21 protein-coding genes and 1 pseudogene are annotated in these 19,914 nt (G+C 70.6%); 11 read left to right on the top strand and 11 right to left on the bottom strand.

Annotated features, from left to right (window positions below):
• The first annotated feature begins 169 nt into the window (after positions 1-169).
• Together ABZW30_RS34215 and ABZW30_RS34210 are read left to right on the top strand one after the other, a co-directional pair.
• Positions 170-400: a hypothetical protein gene (locus tag ABZW30_RS34215; RefSeq protein ID WP_355675128.1), complete on the top strand. Its 231-nt coding sequence runs from the start codon at positions 170-172 to the stop codon at positions 398-400.
• Positions 393-2,021 carry a radical SAM protein gene (locus ABZW30_RS34210; protein WP_355675127.1) on the top strand — a complete coding sequence of 543 codons (1,629 nt, stop codon included), beginning with the start codon at positions 393-395 and terminating at the stop codon, positions 2,019-2,021. The genes ABZW30_RS34215 and ABZW30_RS34210 overlap by 8 nt, the downstream gene beginning before the upstream one ends.
• A 296-nt stretch (positions 2,022-2,317) precedes the next feature.
• On the opposite strand, the gene cynS is transcribed toward ABZW30_RS34210, so the two are convergent.
• Together cynS and ABZW30_RS34200 are read right to left on the bottom strand one after the other, a co-directional pair.
• The gene (gene cynS, locus ABZW30_RS34205) at positions 2,318-2,788 is read right to left on the bottom strand and encodes a cyanase (RefSeq protein ID WP_355675126.1); all 471 of its coding nucleotides are present in this window, start codon (positions 2,786-2,788) and stop codon (positions 2,318-2,320) included.
• Positions 2,789-2,901: 113 nt separating this feature from the next.
• A complete protein-coding gene (locus ABZW30_RS34200; RefSeq protein ID WP_355675125.1) occupies positions 2,902-3,495 on the bottom strand; it encodes a carbonic anhydrase in 594 nt (197 codons plus the stop codon).
• A gap of 127 nt (positions 3,496-3,622) precedes the next feature.
• Here ABZW30_RS34200 and cynR point away from each other — a divergent pair, with 127 nt between their 5' ends.
• From cynR to ABZW30_RS34185, 3 genes are all read left to right on the top strand, one after another.
• A complete protein-coding gene (cynR, locus tag ABZW30_RS34195; protein WP_355675124.1) occupies positions 3,623-4,540 on the top strand; it encodes a transcriptional regulator CynR in 918 nt (305 codons plus the stop codon).
• Between the two features lie 189 nt (positions 4,541-4,729).
• Positions 4,730-5,635 carry a hypothetical protein gene (locus ABZW30_RS34190; RefSeq protein WP_355675123.1) on the top strand — a complete coding sequence of 302 codons (906 nt, stop codon included), beginning with the start codon at positions 4,730-4,732 and terminating at the stop codon, positions 5,633-5,635.
• Between the two features lie 187 nt (positions 5,636-5,822).
• Complete coding sequence (locus ABZW30_RS34185; RefSeq protein ID WP_355675122.1) at positions 5,823-6,047, top strand: hypothetical protein; 225 nt, start codon at positions 5,823-5,825, stop codon at positions 6,045-6,047.
• On the opposite strand, the gene ABZW30_RS34180 is transcribed toward ABZW30_RS34185, so the two are convergent.
• On the bottom strand, positions 6,034-6,258 hold the full coding sequence (locus ABZW30_RS34180) for a hypothetical protein (protein WP_355675121.1): 225 nt from the start codon (positions 6,256-6,258) through the stop codon (positions 6,034-6,036). The genes ABZW30_RS34185 and ABZW30_RS34180 overlap by 14 nt on opposite strands.
• A gap of 202 nt (positions 6,259-6,460) precedes the next feature.
• Complete coding sequence (locus ABZW30_RS34175) at positions 6,461-6,583, bottom strand: hypothetical protein (protein ID WP_355675120.1); 123 nt, start codon at positions 6,581-6,583, stop codon at positions 6,461-6,463.
• A 268-nt stretch (positions 6,584-6,851) separates the two neighbouring features.
• Between ABZW30_RS34175 and ctaD the strand changes: the two genes are divergently transcribed.
• Complete coding sequence (ctaD, locus tag ABZW30_RS34170) at positions 6,852-8,555, top strand: cytochrome c oxidase subunit I (RefSeq protein WP_355675119.1); 1,704 nt, start codon at positions 6,852-6,854, stop codon at positions 8,553-8,555.
• Positions 8,552-8,953, top strand: coding sequence for a cytochrome c oxidase subunit 4 (locus ABZW30_RS34165; protein ID WP_355675118.1), 402 nt, complete (start codon positions 8,552-8,554; stop codon positions 8,951-8,953). Before ctaD ends, ABZW30_RS34165 begins: the two co-directional genes overlap by 4 nt.
• On the opposite strand, the gene ABZW30_RS34160 is transcribed toward ABZW30_RS34165, so the two are convergent.
• Together ABZW30_RS34160 and ABZW30_RS34155 are read right to left on the bottom strand one after the other, a co-directional pair.
• Entirely contained in the window at positions 8,913-10,538 is a 1,626-nt protein-coding gene (locus tag ABZW30_RS34160) for a ubiquinol-cytochrome c reductase cytochrome b subunit (protein ID WP_355675170.1), read from the bottom strand. The genes ABZW30_RS34165 and ABZW30_RS34160 overlap by 41 nt on opposite strands.
• Positions 10,539-10,858: 320 nt before the next feature.
• Positions 10,859-11,308 carry an Lrp/AsnC family transcriptional regulator gene (locus ABZW30_RS34155; protein ID WP_355675117.1) on the bottom strand — a complete coding sequence of 150 codons (450 nt, stop codon included), beginning with the start codon at positions 11,306-11,308 and terminating at the stop codon, positions 10,859-10,861.
• Positions 11,309-11,482: 174 nt separating this feature from the next.
• On the opposite strand from ABZW30_RS34155, the gene aspA reads away from it, so the two are divergent.
• Positions 11,483-12,985, top strand: a complete 1,503-nt coding sequence (gene aspA / locus ABZW30_RS34150; RefSeq protein ID WP_355675116.1) for an aspartate ammonia-lyase — start codon at positions 11,483-11,485, stop codon at positions 12,983-12,985.
• A 136-nt stretch (positions 12,986-13,121) separates the two neighbouring features.
• Here aspA and ABZW30_RS34145 read toward each other — a convergent pair whose 3' ends face one another.
• Positions 13,122-13,886, bottom strand: coding sequence for a VOC family protein (locus ABZW30_RS34145; RefSeq protein WP_355675169.1), 765 nt, complete (start codon positions 13,884-13,886; stop codon positions 13,122-13,124).
• Positions 13,887-14,264: 378 nt separating this feature from the next.
• Here ABZW30_RS34145 and ABZW30_RS34140 point away from each other — a divergent pair, with 378 nt between their 5' ends.
• Positions 14,265-15,155: a DUF4389 domain-containing protein gene (locus tag ABZW30_RS34140; protein ID WP_355675115.1), complete on the top strand. Its 891-nt coding sequence runs from the start codon at positions 14,265-14,267 to the stop codon at positions 15,153-15,155.
• A 294-nt stretch (positions 15,156-15,449) separates the two neighbouring features.
• Here ABZW30_RS34140 and ABZW30_RS34135 read toward each other — a convergent pair whose 3' ends face one another.
• Complete coding sequence (locus ABZW30_RS34135; RefSeq protein WP_355675114.1) at positions 15,450-15,899, bottom strand: hypothetical protein; 450 nt, start codon at positions 15,897-15,899, stop codon at positions 15,450-15,452.
• A complete protein-coding gene (locus ABZW30_RS34130) occupies positions 15,899-16,129 on the bottom strand; it encodes a hypothetical protein (RefSeq protein ID WP_355675113.1) in 231 nt (76 codons plus the stop codon). The genes ABZW30_RS34135 and ABZW30_RS34130 overlap by 1 nt, the downstream gene beginning before the upstream one ends.
• 297 nt (positions 16,130-16,426) lie before the next feature.
• On the opposite strand from ABZW30_RS34130, the pseudogene ABZW30_RS34125 reads away from it, so the two are divergent.
• Positions 16,427-17,035: pseudogene (locus tag ABZW30_RS34125) on the top strand (alpha/beta hydrolase); the annotation flags it as partial.
• Between the two features lie 94 nt (positions 17,036-17,129).
• Here the strand turns inward: ABZW30_RS34125 and ABZW30_RS34120 are convergent.
• Positions 17,130-17,387, bottom strand: a complete 258-nt coding sequence (locus ABZW30_RS34120; protein ID WP_355675112.1) for an RICIN domain-containing protein — start codon at positions 17,385-17,387, stop codon at positions 17,130-17,132.
• A gap of 424 nt (positions 17,388-17,811) precedes the next feature.
• Here ABZW30_RS34120 and ABZW30_RS34115 point away from each other — a divergent pair, with 424 nt between their 5' ends.
• Positions 17,812-18,819, top strand: coding sequence for a transporter substrate-binding domain-containing protein (locus ABZW30_RS34115; RefSeq protein WP_355675111.1), 1,008 nt, complete (start codon positions 17,812-17,814; stop codon positions 18,817-18,819).
• A gap of 55 nt (positions 18,820-18,874) precedes the next feature.
• Here ABZW30_RS34115 and ABZW30_RS34110 read toward each other — a convergent pair whose 3' ends face one another.
• Entirely contained in the window at positions 18,875-19,480 is a 606-nt protein-coding gene (locus tag ABZW30_RS34110) for a hypothetical protein (RefSeq protein WP_355675110.1), read from the bottom strand.
• Between the last annotated feature and the right edge of the window lie 434 nt (positions 19,481-19,914).

The following is a 19,914-nucleotide window of genomic DNA, read 5'->3' as shown; positions in this document are numbered from 1 at the left end:
CGGATTGAGGGTCAGAACAATGTCACAGGTTATATGTCATCGCAAGAGGTGGAGCGCGGGTGGAAGGTCGGCAACACGCCATCGATGACCGAGGATCACGATTGGTGACTCTCGGTGATCTATGGTGGTTCGCGCACCCCACACCCCCCCACCCGAGGAGTCGCCCACCATGTCCACACCGAACCCTGGCGCCGAAGTACCCTCCTTCCTGGCGTGGCCGTTCCCGCACCGCCCGCACCCGGGCGACCCGATCGACATGGAGTTCATCCTCGACAAGCTCGCACCGGACACGCGGAACCAGCTGATCGCCGTGCGCCTGGAGGCAGTTGCGGCCGTTCACCAGGCGGTCGCCGAGGGGGCCAGGAAGGCCGCCTCCCTCATCGCCGGCGCCAATGGCTAGGGTCGCTGCACCCGAAGTCGTACTGATCGGCTACCAGGACCAGGGCAACCTCGGCATGGGATACCTGGCCGCGGTCCTCAAGGAGCAGGGCCGGACGGTCGAGCTGATCGACGTACGGGACGGGCCGCAGCGGATCGCGGCCCGGCTCGCTCCGACGACGGCTGCGGCGCAGCCCCTCGTCGTCGGCTTCTCGCTGATCTTCCAGTTCTTCCTGCCGCAGTTCCGCCGGGTCGCCACCGAGCTGCGCCGGGCCGGAGTGACCAGCCACTTCACCATGGGCGGGCACTACGCGAGCCTGTGTCACGACGAACTGCTCGCCCAGATGCCGGAGTTGGACAGTGTCGCCCGCTACGAGGGCGAACACACCCTGGTCGAGCTGGCGGACCGGCTCGCCGCCGGTACGGACTGGCGCCCTACCCCCGGTCTCGCCTTCCTGTCCGACGGGAAGGTGACCGAGAGCCCCACCCGGCCGCTCATCCAGGATCTCGACTCGCTGCCCTTCCCGTACCGGCCGTACGAGCCGGAGCGGATCGTCGGATTCCCGACGGTCCCGTTGCTGGCCAGCCGTGGCTGCGCCCGCCGCTGCTCCTTCTGCTCGATCCACACCTTCTACCGGACGGCACCCGGGAAGACCGTCCGGGTCCGGAAGGCGTCGACGGTGATCGAGGAGATGCTGCTGCTCCACCGCGAGCAGGGCGCCCGGGTCTTCCTGTTCCAGGACGACGACTTCCCCCTCTGGGGCAGGGCCGGACGCAAGTGGGTGGACGAGCTCGCCGAGCGGATGCACGGGACCGGCCTCGCCGAACGGGTCATCTGGAAGATCAGCTGCCGGGCGGAGTACGTGGAGCCCGAGCTCTTCACCAAACTGAGGGACGCCGGGCTCTTCCTCGTCTACATGGGCATCGAGTCCGGTGTCGAAGCCGGTCTCCAGATCCTCCACAAGCAGCTGACGGTCGAGCAGAACCTCACCGGTGTGCAGACCCTGAAGGACGTCGGCCTGCACTTCATGTACGGCTTCATGCTCTTCGACCCGTCCAGCACCTTCGACTCGGTGCGGGGCAACATCGGCTTCCTGCGGCAGATCGTGGGCGACGGTTCGAGCGCCGCGACCTTCTGCCGCATGCTGCCCTACGGGGGCACGCCGATCCGGGACCGGCTCAAGCTGGAGGGCCGGCTACGCGGCGATGTGAGCCGCCCGGACTACGACTTCCTCGACCCGCGGCTGACCGACTACTACCGGCAGCTGAAGCCCGTCTCGGGCCAGTGGGTGAGCGACGAGGGCATCTCCCACGAACTGCACTGGGCCTGGGACGAGTTCACCACGGTCGAGCGGCTCGTCCCCGGCCTCACCGGTGGGCAGGAGTACCGCCGTGCGCTGGCCGCGCTCACGGCGGAGTGCAATGAGGCGCTGTTCCGGCTCGTCGAGGACTCCGCTACCGCCTTCGAGCACGGCGAGCGGTCGCTGCTCGATCCGGCCGCCGCGCGGGCCACCTGCGAAGGCGTCCGCACCCGGCTGCTGGAGCTGCGCAACGGCTACTTCCTGGGCAACGTCGAGGCTCTCACCGAGGCCGTGCGGCTGAACGCCATCCGCGGTCCGGTACTGGCACCTCAGGTCCACTGACCGACGGCCTCCGTGGCGCTGGCCGTCCTGGACGGCCAGCGCTGCCATGTACGGGCGCCGGACTGCGGGCCTGGTCGGAAACCGCCGATCAGGGTGGGGGGACAACCGTAGGAATGCTGTCGTGCAGCGCGCCTACGAATTAACGTTTCTCCAGCTGCTGGGGCGGCTGATGAACGGCCGGCGGATCCCCCGGCGACGAGTGGACTTTCGTCCATTCCTCGCCGGGGTGCGTACCTCCGCTACGTCCGCTGACACGGAATCGGGCCGGTCGCGGCCCGCCCCGCCGTGGGCATCGATCAGAAGGGCCTGGTCGGCAGGTACTTGCCGTCCAGGGTGATGACGGCGCGCTCGCCGCCCTCGGGGTCGGCGACCTTCTTCACGTCGAGCTTGAAGTTGATCGCGGAGATGATGCCGTCGCCGAACTGCTCGTGGACCAGGGCCTTGAGGGTGGTGCCGTAGACCTGGAGCATCTCGTGGAAGCGGTAGATCGTCGGGTCGGTGGGGATGCCGCCGGGGATCGAGCCGCGGGTGGGGATGGTCTGCAGGAGCATCGTCGCGTCATCGTCGAGGCCCAGCAGTTCGGCGACCGCCTTCGCGGAGCCTTCCGGCAGGGGGTGCTGGCCGAGGACGGCGGCGGTGGTGAAGGCGACCGACAGGCCTGAGGCGTCGGCGATCTGCTGCCAGGAGAGGTCCTTGCGCGTCTTGGCCTCGACCGCGGCGGCGGCCAGCGCCTGACGGGCGGCGGGGTCGAACTGGGCGTGCACCATGGGTGGTTCCTTTCACGGTGTGCCCCTTCGCGCATCGGGTGCGCGAAGTGGGCGGGTTCAGGGGGAGGGGCGCCGTCCGTGCTGAACGGGCAGGCCCGGTAAGGGCGTTGAGGTCAGGCGGCGACCGGGGCGGTGGAGTCGACGGTCCGGAGCTCCTCGACGCGGCCGGTGGCGATGTCGAAGACCCAGCCGCGCAGGGTGACCTGCCGCTCGGCCAGGGCGCGGGCGACCGCCGGGTGGGTGGCCAGGTTCGCCAGCTGGTCCAGCACGTTCTGCCGTACCAGAGCCGGCACGTCCGCGGTGGTGGTGGTACGGGCCACCGAGGCCTCGGCGAGCCGCAGCCAGTCGGCGACCGCCGGCGCGTCGCTCAGGTCGTGGCCGTGGGCGAGGGCGGTCATCGCGCCGCACGCGGAGTGCCCGCAGACGACGATGTCCCGCACGCCCAGCGCGGTGACGGCGTACTCGACGCTCGCCGCGACGCCGTCGGCACCGGGGGTGTGAGCGGGGACGAGGTTGCCGGCCGTGCGGATGACGAACAGCTCGCCGGGCTCGCACCCGGTGATCAGCTCGGGGACGACGCGGGCGTCGGAGCAGCCGATGAACAGCGTGTGGGGGGTGTGGTGGGTGGCCAGGTGGGCGAAGAGCTCCTTCCTGGCCGGGAAGACGTCCTGCTGGAAACGCGCGACGCCCTTGGCGAGGTCATGCACGGGGTCACTCCCTTTCGTGGTGGCCCGGCCTCTGGGGCCTGGCGAGATCCACTGTGCATGACCTGCATCTATAGTGTCCAAGACGTATCATCCATGGTCCTCATTGATGCCATCTATAGTTGTGCTCATGGCCTCCCCGGAACTGCGTCACCTGCGCTACCTGCTCGCCGTCGCCGAGCACGGCAACTTCACCCGCGCGGCCGAGGACCTGCGCATCTCCCAGCCCACGCTGTCCCAGCAGATCAAGCAGCTCGAACGGACCCTCGGCACGCAACTGCTGGACCGCACCGGCCGCACCGTGCGCCTCACCGACGCCGGCGAGGCGTACGCCCACCACGCGCGTAGCGCGCTGCGCGACCTGGCCGCCGCCGAGCGGGCCGTGCACGACGTGCAGGACCTCTCGCGCGGACACCTGCGGTTGGCGGTCACCCCCACGTTCACGGCCTACCTCGTGGGGCCGCTCACCGCCGAGCTCCACGCCCACCACCCCGGCATCACCCTGACCGTGCGGGAGACGACCCAGGACCGCATCGAAACCGGCCTGCTGGACGACGAGTTCGACCTCGGCATCGCCTTCCGGGGTCCCCACCTGCCCGGTATCAACGCCAGCGCCCTGTTCACCGAGGCGCTCACTCTGGTCACCGGCCCCCGTCACGTCGCCGACCGCGCCGACCTCCCCGGCCCGCTACCGGTGCGAGAGCTTGACGATCGGCAACTGGCCCTGCTCAGTGCCGACTTCGCCACCCGCGGCCATATCGACGCCTACCTGGAACGGCACGGCGTCAGCCCGCGCATCGCCGTCGAGGCCAACTCCATCCAGGCCCTCACCGAGGTGGTCCAGCGCACGCCGCTCGTCACCGTCCTGCCGGACGCCGTCACCCACGACCACCCTCGCCTCATCCCCGTCCCGCTCGACCCCGCCCTTCCCGCCCGGGTCGTCACGCTCCTGCGGCGCGCCGACGCGTACGAAAGCGCCGCCGCGCGTGCGTTCACCCGCCTCACCCGCGACCTCGTGCGCACCCGCGGATATCCGCCCGCGTCCTGAACGCGCGGGGCGGTGGCGGTCCTTTTCTCCTTTCTACTGACGCGAAATCATTTTTCTCATGAAGATCATTGTGTCGGCCCGTCCGCCTTTGAATAACAATTCGCTCTCAAGGGCTTTCCGAATTTCCCCCAGGGTCTTACGCTGCGGCGCGTGTCGATATTCCGAAGACTCCGCACTTCCGGTCCGCGCGTGCGGACGGAACTCGATGACGTCCAACTCGGCCGCGTGCGGCGACAATTGAATTCCGTCGGGCGGCTGGGGCCGGACGACATCCAGATCGACCAGGTCGAGCGGCTGCTCCAGGAGGCCGGCACCGACTGGGACCGCCGCGGGCACCGCTTCGCCGTGCTCGCCGAGGCCGCCGCGCCGTCGACGTTCGCCCGGTCCTGGCGTCGGCGCCGCCCGCGCAGCGCGGACCCGCTGGTCTTCGACGCGTGGGTGGAGCTGGTCCGCGGCCGGCAGGCCGGGGGCATGGCGGACGCCTGGGCGGCCGCCGAGTGTTGCTACCGCGCCGCCGAGGCCGTTCCCGCCGATCCGGAGCCCTGGGTGGTGCTGCTCGGGATCCTGCGCCTGATGCGGGCCGAGTCGCGTGAGCTGTTCGCCGTCTGGGCCGAGGTGACCGCGCGCGACTCCTGGAACCGCGAGGCCTATCTGCAGATGCTGCGCTACCTGTCGCCGGAGGAGTGCGGCTCGCGCAGCAGTCAGCTGGACTTCGTGGACACGCTCCGCGCCTCGATGCCGTCGGTCGCACCGGTCGTGGGCGTCGAGCTGACCGCTCTGGTCGACGAGCACGCCCGCACGACGGCGAAGGGCGGCGTCGAGGCGCTGATGGCCCGCCGCCAGTGGACGCACATCCGGGCCGCCGGCGCACTGGACACCGCACTGGCCACCTGGCCCCGCGAGGGTCGCCTGCGCCACGCGGCGGCCCTGGCCGACCTCAACCTGCTCGCCTACGCGCTGGTCCAGGCCGGCCGCGTCCGCGAGGCCGGTGACACCTTCCGCCGGATCGGCGACACCGTCACCGCCTGGCCGTGGTCGCTCGACGGCGACCCGCTCCAGCAGTTCGTGTACTGGCAGGCCAAGGCCCTGGCCTGAGGCGCAGCCGAAGGCCCCCAGGGCGCGGCGCCGGCCTTGAGCCGCAACGGCGCCCCCGGACTGCGGCGCGGATGTCGATCAAGCCGTCCCGGCGTCGTTACGGCGTCCGGGCGGACGGCTCCGTCGCCTCCTGCGCCTCCGGTGTGGCCCCCCGCAGCGGACAGCCGCGCTGCGGGGGGTCGTCCGCGTGACGGGCATGCAGGACATCGTCGGCCGGGTGCGCAACAAGCGGGTCGACGAGCGCACCGGCAAGGAGGACCCGTACCAGGACATCGTCAAAGCGCGGACGGCTTCCTCCGGGGGGGGGATCGCCGGCGAGATCGCCACCGTCCTCGGAGCACCGGGAGCAGGGGCCGGTATCCGTGCCTCCACGCGGTACCGATGCCCCGAGGGGGGCGTCAGAGATCGGTAGCGGAGATCACCTCACGGACAGTGACCAGGCAGGGATCGCAGTACCGGTCCGGCAGCGCCGGTCCGGTACCGCTGTCGGTCGGAACCACCCGCTGCGAGGGTTCGAGGACCCGACCGCACAGCGACGCCGTAGCGTCGTCCTTGGCCACCACGTGCCACACCAGTCCGGGCGGTGACACCGCCGGGTCGTGCTCGGCCCACATCTCGTACACGGCGACCTCCGGGTCTCGGGGCTAGGTCACCCCCATGCAACCCCGCGACACCACGGCCGGCCACCGGGCCGGACCCGGTGGGATGGTTACACCGGGTACCGACCGGGCACACGCGCGGTCGGCCGGGAACGGCCCGGCCGCAGACACGCTCGCCGCGCTGCTGCATCGACGTCGGGCGGCGCCCCGGTTGCGGGAAGCCGGGTCAGTCCGTGGCCATCCGGAGGGCGACCCGGGTGAAGTGCGGCAGATCGGCGGGCAGCGCGTCCGGGCGGCCGGGCGCGGGCGGCGCCCCGCCCAGTACGCCGGGCGACGGCGGCGAGCACATCGGCACGGCCCACCGGCACGGCCCAGATATCCGGCCTTGGCGCCGCGTCGGAGGCGACGGACGGGTGCCCCGCACCAGCGGGTGCCCGGATCGGGAGGATCCGCACTCGGACGGCGGACCCCGGGCGACGGCGACCGCGATCGCGCAGCGTGGCGTCCCGACACGCCGGTCGGCCGCCGCTAGGGTCGCTCCCGGCGCGCGAAGCCGCGTACTCCGTGGCGGACGACGGGCCCGGGGGGTGCGTCATCGGCTTCGCTGCGGAGGTTTCATGAGTGCGTCTGACACCGCGCCGTCGCGCGTACAGGTCCGCGTCCGGCGTGGCGGGACGCTGCTGCGCTGGCTGTTCACCACGGACCACAAGGTGATCGGAAACCTCTACCTGGCGACAGCGTTCGGGTTCTTCCTGGTCGGCGGCCTCATGGCGCTGCTGATGCGGACACAGCTGATGGGCCCCGACACCGGGTTCCTGTCGAATCAGCAGTACAACCAGATGTTCACCATGCACGGCACGATCATGCTGCTGCTGTTCGCCACCCCGACCTTCGCCGGCTTCGCCAACGCGATCATGCCGCTGCAGATCGGTGCACCCGACGTGGCCTTCCCCCGGCTGAACGCCTTCACCTACTGGGCCTTCCTGCTGGGCGGGCTGATCGTGCTGAGCGGCTTCCTCACCGCGTACGGGGCTCCCGCCTTCGGCTGGTTCGCCTACGCGCCGCTGAACGGGGCGGCGCACTCACCGGGAACCGGCCCGGACCTGTGGGCGCTCGGACTGGTGGTGGCCGGTCTCGGGACGATCCTGGGCTCGGTCAACTTCATCACCACCATCACCTGCCTGCGGGCGCCGGGCATGACCTTGTTCCGGATGCCGATCTTCACCTGGAACGTGCTGTTCACGTCGATCATGGTGCTGCTGGCCTTCCCCGTGCTCACCGCCGCCCTGCTGCTGTTGGAAGCGGACCGCAAGTTCGGCGCGCACGTCTTCGACCCGGCGAACGGCGGGGCACTGCTGTGGCAACACCTGTTCTGGTTCTTCGGCCACCCGGAGGTGTACATCGTCGCGGTGCCGTTCTTCGGCATCGTCAGTGAGATCATCCCGGTCTTCAGCCGCAAGCCGCTGTTCGGCTACTACGGGATGATCGGCGCGACCATCGCCATCACCTCCCTGTCGATGTCGGTGTGGGCCCACCACATGTTCGCCACCGGGCAGGTGCTGCTGCCGTTCTTCTCGATGATGTCCTTCCTCATCGCGGTGCCCACCGGGGTGAAGTTCTTCAACTGGATCGGGACGATGTGGCAGGGCTCGCTGTCCTTCGAGACCCCGATGCTGTGGTCGATCGGGTTCCTGGTGACCTTCCTGTTCGGCGGCCTGAGCGGGGTGCTGCTGGCCGCGCCGCCGGTGGACTTCCACGTCACCGACAGCTACTTCGTGGTGGCCCACCTCCACTACGTCCTGTTCGGGACGGTCGTGTTCGCGACCTTCGCGGGGTTCTACTTCTGGTGGCCGAAGCTGACCGGGAAGATGCTCCACGAGCGGCTGGGGAAGGCGCACTTCTGGATCCTCTTCACGGGGTTCCAGACCACCTTCCTGGTGATGCACTGGCTGGGCGCCCAGGGGATGCCGCGCCGCTACGCGACGTACCTGGAGGTGGACGGCTTCACCACCCTCAACGTGGTCGCCTCGATCGGCGCGTTCCTGCTCGGGATCTCCAATCTGCCCTTCTTCTACAACGTCTGGACGACCACCCGGCACGGCGCCCAGGTCACCCGGGACGACCCGTGGGGCTGGGGCCGGTCACTCGAATGGGCCACCTCCAGTCCTCCGCCGCACCACAACTTCCACGCGCTGCCCCGGATCCGCTCCGAGTCCCCGGCGTTCGACCTGCACCACCCCGAGGTCCCGACGGAGGCGGAGTCGAGCGGCGGAGCCGACCTGCCGTACGGCCGCCGGGACGGACGGGGGAAAGGGCGATGAAGGCCGAGGGATGGCTGTTCGCCGTCATGACGGTGTTCTTCGCGGTGACCGGACTCATCTACGGGTTCTGGGCCCGCGAACCGGCCGGCAAGGCGATCCTGACCGTGGCCTTCCTGATGTCGGGACTCGTCGCGCTGTTCTGGTTCATCCAGCACCAGCGGAGCGGCGGCGGCCGGGCCCAGGACCGCAAGGACGCCGAGATCGCGGAGGCCGCCGGCCCGGTGGGCTTCTTCCCGCCCCGTAGCGGCTATCCCGTGCTCGCGGCGGCGGGCCTGGCCGCCTTAGCGCTCGGACTGGTCTTCGCCCGGTGGCTGATCGTCTTCGGCGCGCTGGTGCTCGCACTCGCCGTGTTCGGCTTCATCTTCGAGTACCGGGACCACGACGACGGCGGGGCTTGACCCTCCGGAGCAGCCGGCCCAGTCGGCCGGCCCCGGGAGCCGCGGGCGCCGTCGCGGGTTGCGGGTGGGCCGGGGCGGTGAGAACGGCCTCGACGCGGCCCTCCTCCTGCTCCAGGGTGGGCAGGGCGACCCGGTCGCCGTAGTACCAGGAGCCGAGCGCGGCCCGCACCCGCTCCGTTCGCGGCGCCCCCGCCGACGGCTGCGGCGGCTGCGGCGCGTCGCGCACCAGCATCGCGTAGCGCTCGGCCGCCGGCACCGGCCGGCGGTTCCCGCTGAAACCGCCGTCGATCGACTGGTCGATCCGGCCGGTCTCGTCCCCGTCCAGCAGCCGGGCGCGCTCCCTGGCCTGCAGGGCGAGGCAGAGCCGCCGGGTGAGCACGAAGGAGAGCGGCGGCAGCAGGACCAGCGCCGCCCGCAGCACCCAGGTGAGGGCGTTGACCGAGACGTCGAAGGTGTATGCGATCACGTCGTTGCCGCCGGCGATCAGCAGCACCGTGTAGAAGGCGATCCCGGCGACCCCCAACGCCGTGCGGGTCGGCTTGTCGCGTGGCCGGTCGCACAGGTGGTGCTCCCCGTCGCCCGGGGTGATCCACCGCTCGACGAAGGGGTAGACGAACAGCACCCCGAACAGCAGACCGGGCACCACCAGGGCGGGAAGGAACGCGCTCCACGACACCGTGTGCCCCAGCACCCCGGTCTCCGCGGCGGGCATCAGCCGAAGTGCCCCCTCGATGAACCCGATGTACCAGTCGGGCTGCGCGCCCGCGCCGGCGATGTCGGGCCGGTAGGCGCTGTACCGCCAGATCGGGTTGATCTCCGCGAGCAGGGCGGACAGGGCCAGCACACCGGCCACCGCGAACGCCAGGCCGATCGTGCGGGCCAGGAACTGCGGGAAGAAGGGCAGCCCCACCACGTTCCGGTTGGTCCGGCCCGGCGCCGCCCACTGGGTGTGCTTCAGCACGACCACCAGCGTCAGGTGCGCCCCGATCAGCGCCAGCAGCAGGCCGGGCACCAGGAGGATGTGCATGGAGAAGAGCCGCGGAATGATCGCGTGCCCGGGGAACTCGCCGCCGAAGGCGAAGAAGCTGAGGTAGGTGCCGACGACCGGCACGGAGAGCAGGACGCCCTCGGCGATCCTGAGCCCGGTGCCCGACAGGGTGTCGTCCGGCAGCGAGTAGCCGGAGAACCCCTCCAGCAGCGCGAGGTTGAACAGTGTCACCCCGATCACCCAGTTCAGCTCGCGCGGGCGGCGGAACGCGCCGGTGAAGAACACCCGCAGCAGGTGCACGCAGATCGCGGCGACGAACAGTAGCGCGGCCCAGTGGTGGATCTGGCGGACCAGCAGGCCACCGCGTACCTCGAAGCTGATGTGCAGGGTCGAGGCGTAGGCCTCGGACATCCGCACGCCGCGCAGCGGCAGATAGGAGCCGTCGTAGACGATCTCGCCCATGCTCGGGGTGAAGAAGAAGGTGAGGAAGACCCCGGTCAGCAGCAGGACGACGAAGCTGTACAGCGCCAGTTCGCTCAGCAGGAACGACCAGTGGTCGGGGAACACCTTGCGCAGCAGTTCCCTGCCCGCCTCCATGAGCGGGAGCCGCCGGTCGACGACCCGCGCGGCGCGCTCACCGGCCGACGGTTCGGGCGTACTCGTCCGCACCCAGGAGCTGCGGTCCGGCACGCGGTCCGCAAACCTGTCGTAACCCTGATTGCCGTCCATATCGGGCAACCTAGTGTGAAACGCCCCCACGGGAGCGCAGGTCGAGGCGACCCCCCTTCCGTGCGACGCCGGAGCACCCCATCGGAGCAACGCCCACGGGCACCACCGCACGGCTCCGCGAGGGAGCCCGCGGTGTCAGAGGAGCTGACCCGCGTCACCTGTTCCTTCCGCTGACCCACGGGTGCGGCTCAACGGTCGACCGGCAGGCCGCGCGGCTGCTTGATCGGCTTCATGATGATCTGCGAGTTGACGGCGGTGGCTCCGGTGAGGGTGGTGAGCCGGTCGGTCCAGAGCTTCTCGTAGGCCGCGAGGTCGGCGACCGCGACGCGCAGCAGGCAGCCGGGGCTGCCCATCAGCCGGTAGGCCTCGACGACGTCCGGGATCTCCAACAGCTCGGCCTCGAAGGCCGCGACCGAGCGGGTGTCGCGTTCGACCGAGACGAGCACCTCGAAGCCGCGGCCGACCGCGTCCGGGTTGACGATCGCGCGGTAGCCCTCGATCACCCCGTCCTGTTCGAGCTGACGCACGCGTCGCATGCACGGGGACGACGTCAGGCCGACCCGCTGGGCGAGCTCCTGGATGGTCAGTCGGCCGTCCATCTGGAGCTCACGCAAGATTTCCCTGTCGATGTGGTCCATGACGCGATTATCCACCACATCGTGGGCCAGATCGGGCCTGAATCGGCAAACCGATTGCGGACGATTCGGCCTAATCTTGCGTAGGCGGTGTCGCGCGGTCCGCGCCCAGCACGGCGGTCCGCGCCCGAAAGTCGCCGTGGCCACCGAGCCTCCAACCCCAGGAACGGAACCCCCATGCAGCCTGCCCTCAGCAGCTCCACCGCCCCCGTCGGCACCAGCACCAGCACCGGCACCGGCACCGGCACCGGCGCCGACGTCGATGCCGGGCCCGAGGTCCGTACCGAACACGACCTGCTGGGCGAGCGGAACGTCCCGGCCTCCGCGTACTACGGGGTCCACACGCTGCGGGCGGTGGAGAACTTCCCCATCACCGGCACCCCCGTCTCCGCCTACCCGTCGCTGGTGACCGCGCTGGCCTGCGTCAAGCAGGCCGCCACGCTGGCCAACCGGGACCTGGCCCTGCTGGAGAACCGCAAGGCCGAGGCGATCGCACAGGCCTGCGAGGAGATCCGCGGCGGGCGGTTCCACGACCAGTTCGTCGTCGACGTGATCCAGGGCGGCGCGGGCACCTCGACCAACATGAACGCCAACGAGGTCGTGGCCAACCGCGCGCTGGAGATCCTCGGCCACGCCAAGGGCGAGTACCGCTTCCTGCATCCGCTGGAGGACGTCAACTCCGGCCAGAGCACCAACGACGTCTACCCGACCGCGGTCAAGATCGCCCTGCACTTCGCCGCCCGCGAACTGCTCGACACCATGGCCGAGTTGCGGGACGCCTTCGCCGCCAAGGCGGAGGAGTTCGCGGACGTCCTCAAGATGGGCCGCACCCAGCTCCAGGACGCCGTACCCATGACGCTCGGTCAGGAGTTCGCCGCCTTCGCGGTCATGCTGGAGGAGGACCGCGGTCGACTGACCGAGGCCTGCGAGCTGATCCGTGAGATCAACCTCGGTGGCACCGCCATCGGCACCGGCCTCAACGCCCACCCCGCGTACGCGGCCACCGCCTGCGCCCACCTCGGCGCGATCACCGGCATCCCCGTGGTCGTCGCCGGAGACCTGGTCGAGGCGACCCAGGACGCCGGCGCGTTCGTCCAGCTGTCCGGCGTGCTCAAGCGGATCGCCGTGAAGCTCTCCAAGACCTGCAACGACCTGCGGCTGCTCTCCTCCGGCCCGCGCACCGGCCTCGGTGAGATCAACCTCCCGGCGGTACAGGCGGGTTCGAGCATCATGCCGGGGAAGGTCAACCCGGTGATCCCCGAGGTGGTCAACCAGATCGCGTTCGAGGTGATCGGCAACGACCTGACCGTCACCTTCGCCGCCGAGGCCGGCCAGCTCCAGCTCAACGCCTTCGAACCGGTCATCGCGCACAGCCTGCTGAAGAGCCTCACCCACCTGCGGGCCGGCTGCCGGACCCTCGCCGAGCGCTGCGTGGCCGGCATCACCGCCAACCGCGACCACCTCGCCCACCTGGTCGGGCACTCGATCGGCCTGGTCACCGCCCTCAACCCGCACATCGGCTACGAGAACGCCACCGCCATCGCCCAGGAGGCGCTGACCACCGGCGTCTCCGTCCACGACCTGGTACTGCGCCGGGGCCTGCTCACCGAGACGGAACTCGGCGAGATCCTCCACCCCGACAACCTCGCCCGCCCGCACGCCCGCGCCGCCGCCCGCTGACGGCGTTCCTGACGCGCCCGACGGACCGCCTCCTCCGGTCGCGTGCAGCGCATGTGCTGCGAGCCGGCGTGTCGAGGCGGGGTGGGCGCCTGCCCGCCTCGACACGCCGGCTCGATCACGCGGTGGCCGACGGAGGTCAGCTGTCGGTGCGGGGGGCGAAGATGCCGAAGGTGGCACCCTGCGGGTCGCGGATCACCGCGATCCTCGGGCCGTTCTCCATCTCCACGTCGACGGGCCCGTGCAGGACCGCGGCCCCGAGACGCGCCGCGGTCGCGGCGGACGCGTCCACATCGGCGACCTGGAAGAACGGGTTCCAGTGGGAGGGGACCTCCGGCGGGAAGGAGGCGTCCATGGCCATCACGCCGCCGAACATCCGGTCGGCCAGACCGACCATCGGGTAGATGTCGTGCGGCCACACCTGCCAGCCGAAGACACCCTTGTAGAAGGTGACCGCCGCGTCCCTGTCCCGGGTCGACAGGTCGCTCCAGCCGAAGGCGTTCGGTTCGTCCACCACACCGAAGCCGGCGAACCTCCGGGCCTGCCAGACGGCGAACGGCGCGCCGGTCGGGTCGCTGAGCAGCGCCCAGCGGCCGAGGTCACCGACCTCCATCGGCCCCATCCATACCTGGGCGCCCGCCTCCTTGGCGGCCGCACAGGTGTCGTCGACGCTGCCGGCCGCGAAGGACAGCAGCCACATCACCGGCTGCTGCGGGTTCATCAGCGGGGCCACGGCCGCGGCGGGCGCGCCGTCGTGGGAGAAGGTCGTGTAGCCGCCGTACTGCGGGTCCGGGTCGGTCTCGGCGGTCCAGCCGAACAGTTCCCCGTAGAACTGCTGGGCTGCGGGTAGGTCGTGGGCGCTCAGCTGTGCCCAACACGGGGAACCGGGGATGATCTCGACCACCTTCAACGCACTGCCCCTCTCGACGTGGTGTTCTGGCACCGCACCAGCGGTGCGCCATTTGTGCTGGTCAGATGACGGATGGTGAGTCTAATGGTCTGACGTACCGTCAGGTCGGCATTGGTGAAGGCCCGGCGGCGTCGCCTCCGCCCTCGCCGCCCACGAAGGCCCTCGGCACCCCTGACCCGAACGACCGGAACGTCGTCCGAGGTCCTCCTCGGGACCCAGCGGGGTCGGGGGCGGCCCGGCCGGGTCGCATCGGCCGGCTGACCCGTCCGGCGCAGCACGGCGCGCGGGGAGGGCGGGGTGCTGCGATCTTCGGAGGGCACCCGGCCGCGCCCGACCGCCGGGTCCCGTCGTCCCGAGACCGTGGAGGCCCGGATGTGGCAGGCACCCCCCGCCCCCGTCAGCCACGAGTGGCTCCCGGTGCTGGACATGCCGGCGGCCGGCCCGCAGAACCGCTGGACGGTGCTGCTGCGCGCGCTGCTGCTGATCCCCCAGTTCGTGGTGGTGTGGGCGCTGTCGGTGGTGGCGTTCTTCGTCACCGTCATCGGCTGGTTCGGCGCGCTGGTGCTCGGCCGGCTGCCCGGCTTCGTCGCGGACTACCTGACCGCGTTCGTCCCGTACGAGACCCGTGTCACCGCGTACCTGATGCTCACCGTGGACCGTTACCCGCCGTTCCGGTTCCGGACCCCCGACTACCCGGTGCAGGTCGGGCTGCGGCCGGGTGAGCTGAACCGGCTCGCCGTCCTGTTCCGCATCATCCTCGTCATCCCGGCCTCGATCGTGCAGGGCCTGGTGTACGCGGGGTGGTGGACGGTGTCGTTCATCATCTGGTTCGTGGTGCTGGTCCTCGGCCGGATGCCGCAGTCGCTGTACGAAGCGACGGCCGCGATCCTGCGCTACCGGATGCGCTACGTCGCCTACCTGGTGATGCTCTCCTCCGCCTACCCCAAGCGCCTGTTCGGAGAGGAGCCGGGCAGCGAGCCGGACGGCCCGGTGTCGGCCACCCGCCCGCTGGTCCTGAGCGGCGCCGGGCGAGGCCTGCTCGTCGCCTTCATCCTCCTCGGCCTGGTCTCCTGGACGACGAGCTCGATCACCGTCTCGGTCCCGGACCACGACAACGACGACGGCACCAACCCGACCCGGAACGTCATCGCGCCCCTCGTGCCGGGCCCCGCCGACCGCGCTCCCCGGAGCCCGCTCGGCCGGCTGCAGCCGCTCGGCGCGGTGACCACGGATGGCCTCGGAGATCTCGGCGACCTCGGCTGAGGAACAGCGCAGAAGCGACCTACCCCTCACCCCGGTCGGGCAGGCGCCACTGGCCGAGAGGCTCGGCGGCGACGGCCTGCCCGCCGACGTCAACCGGACGACGAGCCGGCTGTCCCTTCTGGACCAGGGTGGATCGGCCGACTCCTGAGCACGACCGGGCCGGCACCAACGTGCGCCGTACTGACCAGGACTGGCCAGGTGAGCGCCCGGGTGCTGACCATCAGCACCCGGGCGGTTGCCGGTCGCGCCCGAACGGCGGGCCAGAGGAGACCGGTGGGCGCCCGCCGTCCCGGGTCAGGGGCGGCGAGGGACAGGGGAGGGCTCGCCGGCCGCCTTCGAGGTGTGCACGATCCGGTCGCAGACGTGGCACACGGCGGGGCCGCCCTGTTGCCACCAGCGGCAGGTCGGGCGAACGGCGCACGGCGGCAGCGGGCCGCCCGGGTCGTCCGCGCCGGTCTCCTGCGCGGCGACGGCCAGCGCGTCGCCGAGCGTGCACCGCTCCGCATCCCACTGACCGCAGGCCGCCCCGACGCAGGGACCGGCGAAGCGGAACCGCGCCTCGGGCGGACGTAGGCCGGGAGCGGAGGCCCGGGCCGCGAACTCGGCGTCCACCGTCAGCGGACGGCGCAGCGCGGCGACGGTCCCGTCCGGCCGGACGATGCCGAGCAGCAGGTGGCCCGGAGCGCAGAGGCTGCTCGGGCACGTCGCCCCGGTCCCGGCCGCACCGGTTCCGGCGTCGTCCACTACTCCTCCGGCGCCATGACGATCCCGATCGGACCCGGCCGCTGGATCACGGCGTCCACCGGGTCGTGGGGAGAGTGGTGCTCGCCGAACGGCACCTCGACAAGTGGGGGCGCGAGATCGAGCTCCGCGACCTCGTCGAGGACGGCCCGTCGCACCGAGTCCCCGATCCTCTCCATCACTCCGTGGGGCAGGTCGCCCTGGACGGTGACACGCAGTCCTTCTCTGGTCATGGCCCTTCCTTCTCGCCTTCTCTCGGGACAGCCGGCCGGTCACCGGCGGCGCCGGCTCATGGACGACGCTGTCACCGGGGCCCGGGCCGGGCGAGCGCTGCTGGCCGATTGGAGTGAGACGGTTCGTGCCAGGCCCTGCCCGCTGGTCGGCCGGACGGCGTGCCGGCCCGCCGGAGCCGAGGGCCTTCAGGAGCAGGGGCGCGTGCCGAGGTGGTTCTAGGGTGTCCTGGAAGCCCCGGATCAGTGCGGCCAGGCCGATCTCGAAGGTGAGGTCGCGGTGATGGGGCGGTGGGTTCGTACGACCTGTCGCCCGAGGCGCGCTACCCCGTCGCGATCGAGCAGAACTACGCGGTCGCGCGCTGGGTCGTCACCGACGGCGCGGGCAAGGGCCTGGACGGGAGTCGGATCGCGGTGGCCGGCGACTCGGTGGGCGGCAACATGAGCATCGCGCTGACCCTCATGGCCAAGGAACGCGGCGACGTCCCGCTGGTGCAGCAGGTGCTGTTCTACCCGGTGACCGACGCCGCCTTCGACGCCGGCTCCTACCACCAGTTCGCCGAGGGCTACTTCCTGCGCCGCGACGGCATGCAGTGGTTCTGGGACCAGTACACCACCGACCCCGCCCAGCGCGCCGAGATCACCACCTCACCCCTGCGCGCCACCACCGACCAGCTCACGGGCCTGCCCCCGGCCCTGGTCATCACCGCCGAGGCCGACGTCCTGCGCGACGAGGGCGAGGCGTACGCCCTCAAACTCCGCCAGGCGGGCGTACCCGTCACCGCGGTGCGCTACCAGGGCATCATCCACGACTTCGTCATGCTCAACGCCCTCCACGACACCCACGCAGCCAAGGGCGCCATCGCCCAGGCGGTCGGCGTGCTGCGCACCGCGCTCGGCACGGCGTAGGGCGGCGGGCTGGTCGCGGTCCCGGCCACACCCGACCCGTGAGAGCGGCGGTCACCCCCCGGTGCGAATCCGAGGGGTGACCGCCGCTCCGCCGTCAGCCGCGCCGGGGGTGGGGGCGCAAGTGGCGTCGGCGGGCCGCTGGTGCCATCGGGGGCCGGGTCCCCGGGACGAGGCCCGGGGACCCGACGGTCAGGCCTGCTTCCCTCTGGGCTGGCTCAGCGGTGGTGGACCCGCCGCTGACGTCCGCGCACATGCCGGACTTGCCGTACTTGAGTTCGTACGAACCGTCGGGCTGCTGGAGGAACTGCCACAGCTGGCTGCCGCGGCCGGTCGCGGTCCAGGTGATCATCATCCGGGCCGGGGGAGCGGAACCGTCAGAGCTGCAGCCCGCCTCCTGTGACTGTCGGGTTTCACCAAACAGCCCAGGCCTCTTGCCATTTCTTTCGATGTGTCATCACATGTCTTCCACGCGCACTTGGCGGGAGTGATGCATTGGATACGGAGACGTCGCCGTCAGTGCTCCGAGGGGTGACGGCCGGGTCGGGACGCGACGATGGTGGATTCGCCGACGGGCGGCGGCGCACACCGCCCGGGCGCCCGCGGCCGGCTGCGGCCGAACCGACCGCCCTGGCCATCGCCGCCGGAGCGTTGACGGCCTGGCAGGTGAACGACCGGATCGTGCTCGCGCTGCCGGCCACCGTCGGCGTGCTGACCGGCATCGGGCGTCGGCCGGCGGAGTACCGACGACCCACAACGAAACCATCGGAGGACATCTGATGCGACTTCGCGGAACCACGGCGATACTCGGCCTCACCACCCTGGTGGTGGCGGCCCTCACGACAGGCGGCCCCACCCGGCCGGCCGCCACACGGACCACCACGGCCGCCGGCGCGCCGACCGCACCCTCGCCCATGCTCGCGGCCGACACCGCTCCCGGCTCGGACCCCTCCTGCAAGGCGAGCAGGTACCCACCGAAGAAGGATCCCTACGGGCCGACCATCAAGGCGATCCAGGCCCGCGGGACGATCAACGTCGGCGTGGACCTGAACGACTACGACTGGGGATTCCTGGGCCCGGACGGCGCCACACCGCAGGGCTTCGACATCGACCTCGCGAACGCGATCGTCGCCTCGCTGGGGAACCCGAAGGTCAACTGGATCGCACTCGACGACGCCCAACGCCAACCGCGCCTCAAGGCCACCGGCGACCAGCGCGTCGATCTGGTCGTCCACACCATGACGATCACCTGCAAGCGGAGCCAGGACGTGGCGATGTCCACCGTCTACTTCGAAGCCGGACAGCGAGTCCTGATGCCGGTCGCGCAGACGAAACAGGGTGAGAGCGGGCCCGACGCGATGAAGGGCAGGCACGTGTGCGTCGCCGCCGGCTCCACCGCCGAGACCCTGCTGGAGCCGGACACCACGCTGCCGACGCCCCAGCAGAAGTACAAGGTGGCCAAACTCGACAAGCAGGACCAGGAACTGGACTGCCTGGTCCAGCTCCAACTCGGCAACGACGACGCGATCCTCACCGACGACGCCATCGCCTACGGCCTGGCCGCCCAGGACCCGCAGACCACCGTCGTCGGCGACCAACTCTCCGACGAGCCCTACGGCGTCGCCATCTCACCCAGCGAACCGGACCTCGCCTCCTGGGTCAACCAGGTCCTGGAGGACTACCGCAAGAGCGGCGCCTGGCGGCAGAGCTACGACCACTGGATCAAGCCCAACGTCCCCGGCCACCCCGACATGCAGCCACCCGAGGCGCAGTACGCCAATCCCTGACCCCGGCAGGGAACCTGAGCTCCTCGGGAACCCCTTGACTCCGGAACCTCTCGCGTCAGCGCTGCCGCGGAATGGGCAGGGGCTCATGGTGGTGCCAGATCAGTGATCGATCCTCGCGGCGAAGCTCCGCAGATCCCCATTCAAGTCGGACCATGCCGTCAGCCAGGGAACAGGCGTAGGCGACGAGAACGAGCTTGGTGTCGGGCGAGAGGCGCGCGAGATCCGAATGAGGCTCGTCCTCATCCGGCAGCTCGATGTCGAGGTCCAGCTCTCCCTGGCGCGGGTCGGGACCATGTCTGCGGATGAGGTCAGCGCGAAGCCCTGACGCGCTGCGGAGTCTGGCGGCAGTCACGGGCATGTCCCTCTTCGCGTACCGGTAGGGGTAGACCACGTGGCCGGCGACCACTGCGACGGTGCGCGCCTGGAGGCGGACCAGCTCGACGCCGGGAAGCTGCGAGAGGTCGGCCGACAGTTCCTCGTACTGTGCGGCATAGAGCCCGTGTCCGTACGCTTCGAGCGTCTGCGTGTGAACGCCTTCATGGCCGCCTTGGGCGCGCTCGTGGGCTCGGACAAGGCATGCGGGCACGATTGCTGTGACCTCGGTGGCGAGGGGGCCGAAGACCGTGCGTGCCCACGGACTGGCGGAGTTTGCGTCCGACATGCGATTCCCCCGATCGATCGTCCCATGACCAACCTCAGGGTCTGACAGTCCGCTGATCGGCACGGTGGATCAAGGGCGCATCGGGGGATCTCAGGGTGCACGGAGCAGGGCGTGTTGCGTGGTGAGGCTGGGGAAGGAGCCGTGGATCTTCGCGACCGGTTCGGGACCACCCCCCGTGTACGACGCCGAACGGCGCAGGAGCGAGTGAACTGTCAGTCGAGTACCGGCATTCGTGCGTGGTACCGGCTGCTGCTGCGACACGCTGTGACCGCTGAAGAGACCTGTGAAGCCGTAAGGAATCAACCTGTTGCTTCGGGGGCAACGGCTCGTTGATCTGGTATGGCGATCACGGAACAGATGCTGTCCCAACTCGATTGTCGTTTCTCAGTGTTGCTGCCCCATCTGAACGAGCGGCAGCGGCGCTTGGCGGTGGC

The sequence above is a fragment of the Kitasatospora sp. NPDC004669 genome (genome assembly GCF_040609455.1).
Lineage (GTDB): Bacteria > Actinomycetota > Actinomycetes > Streptomycetales > Streptomycetaceae > Kitasatospora.
Note: the sequence above shows the minus strand (reverse complement) of the source record. Positions and strands in the feature narration are given on the sequence as shown.

Bases quoted from the DNA above. Each gene is read 5' to 3' on its own strand.
- ABZW30_RS34110 (WP_355675110.1), bottom strand. From the start codon at position 19,480: ATGTCGGACGCAAACTCCGCCAGTCCGTGGGCACGCACGGTCTTCGGC.
- ABZW30_RS34155 (WP_355675117.1), bottom strand. From the start codon at position 11,308: ATGGACCACATCGACAGGGAAATCTTGCGTGAGCTCCAGATGGACGGC.
- ABZW30_RS34210 (WP_355675127.1), top strand. From the start codon at position 393: ATGGCTAGGGTCGCTGCACCCGAAGTCGTACTGATCGGCTACCAGGAC.
- aspA (WP_355675116.1), top strand. From the start codon at position 11,483: ATGCAGCCTGCCCTCAGCAGCTCCACCGCCCCCGTCGGCACCAGCACC.
- ABZW30_RS34115 (WP_355675111.1), top strand. From the start codon at position 17,812: ATGCGACTTCGCGGAACCACGGCGATACTCGGCCTCACCACCCTGGTG.
- ABZW30_RS34160 (WP_355675170.1), bottom strand. From the start codon at position 10,538: ATGGAGGCGGGCAGGGAACTGCTGCGCAAGGTGTTCCCCGACCACTGG.
- cynR (WP_355675124.1), top strand. From the start codon at position 3,623: ATGGCCTCCCCGGAACTGCGTCACCTGCGCTACCTGCTCGCCGTCGCC.
- ABZW30_RS34165 (WP_355675118.1), top strand. From the start codon at position 8,552: ATGAAGGCCGAGGGATGGCTGTTCGCCGTCATGACGGTGTTCTTCGCG.
- ABZW30_RS34140 (WP_355675115.1), top strand. From the start codon at position 14,265: ATGTGGCAGGCACCCCCCGCCCCCGTCAGCCACGAGTGGCTCCCGGTG.
- ABZW30_RS34215 (WP_355675128.1), top strand. From the start codon at position 170: ATGTCCACACCGAACCCTGGCGCCGAAGTACCCTCCTTCCTGGCGTGG.
- ABZW30_RS34130 (WP_355675113.1), bottom strand. From the start codon at position 16,129: ATGACCAGAGAAGGACTGCGTGTCACCGTCCAGGGCGACCTGCCCCAC.
- ABZW30_RS34175 (WP_355675120.1), bottom strand. From the start codon at position 6,583: ATGTGCTCGCCGCCGTCGCCCGGCGTACTGGGCGGGGCGCCGCCCGCG.
- ctaD (WP_355675119.1), top strand. From the start codon at position 6,852: ATGAGTGCGTCTGACACCGCGCCGTCGCGCGTACAGGTCCGCGTCCGG.
- ABZW30_RS34120 (WP_355675112.1), bottom strand. From the start codon at position 17,387: ATGATGATCACCTGGACCGCGACCGGCCGCGGCAGCCAGCTGTGGCAG.
- cynS (WP_355675126.1), bottom strand. From the start codon at position 2,788: ATGGTGCACGCCCAGTTCGACCCCGCCGCCCGTCAGGCGCTGGCCGCC.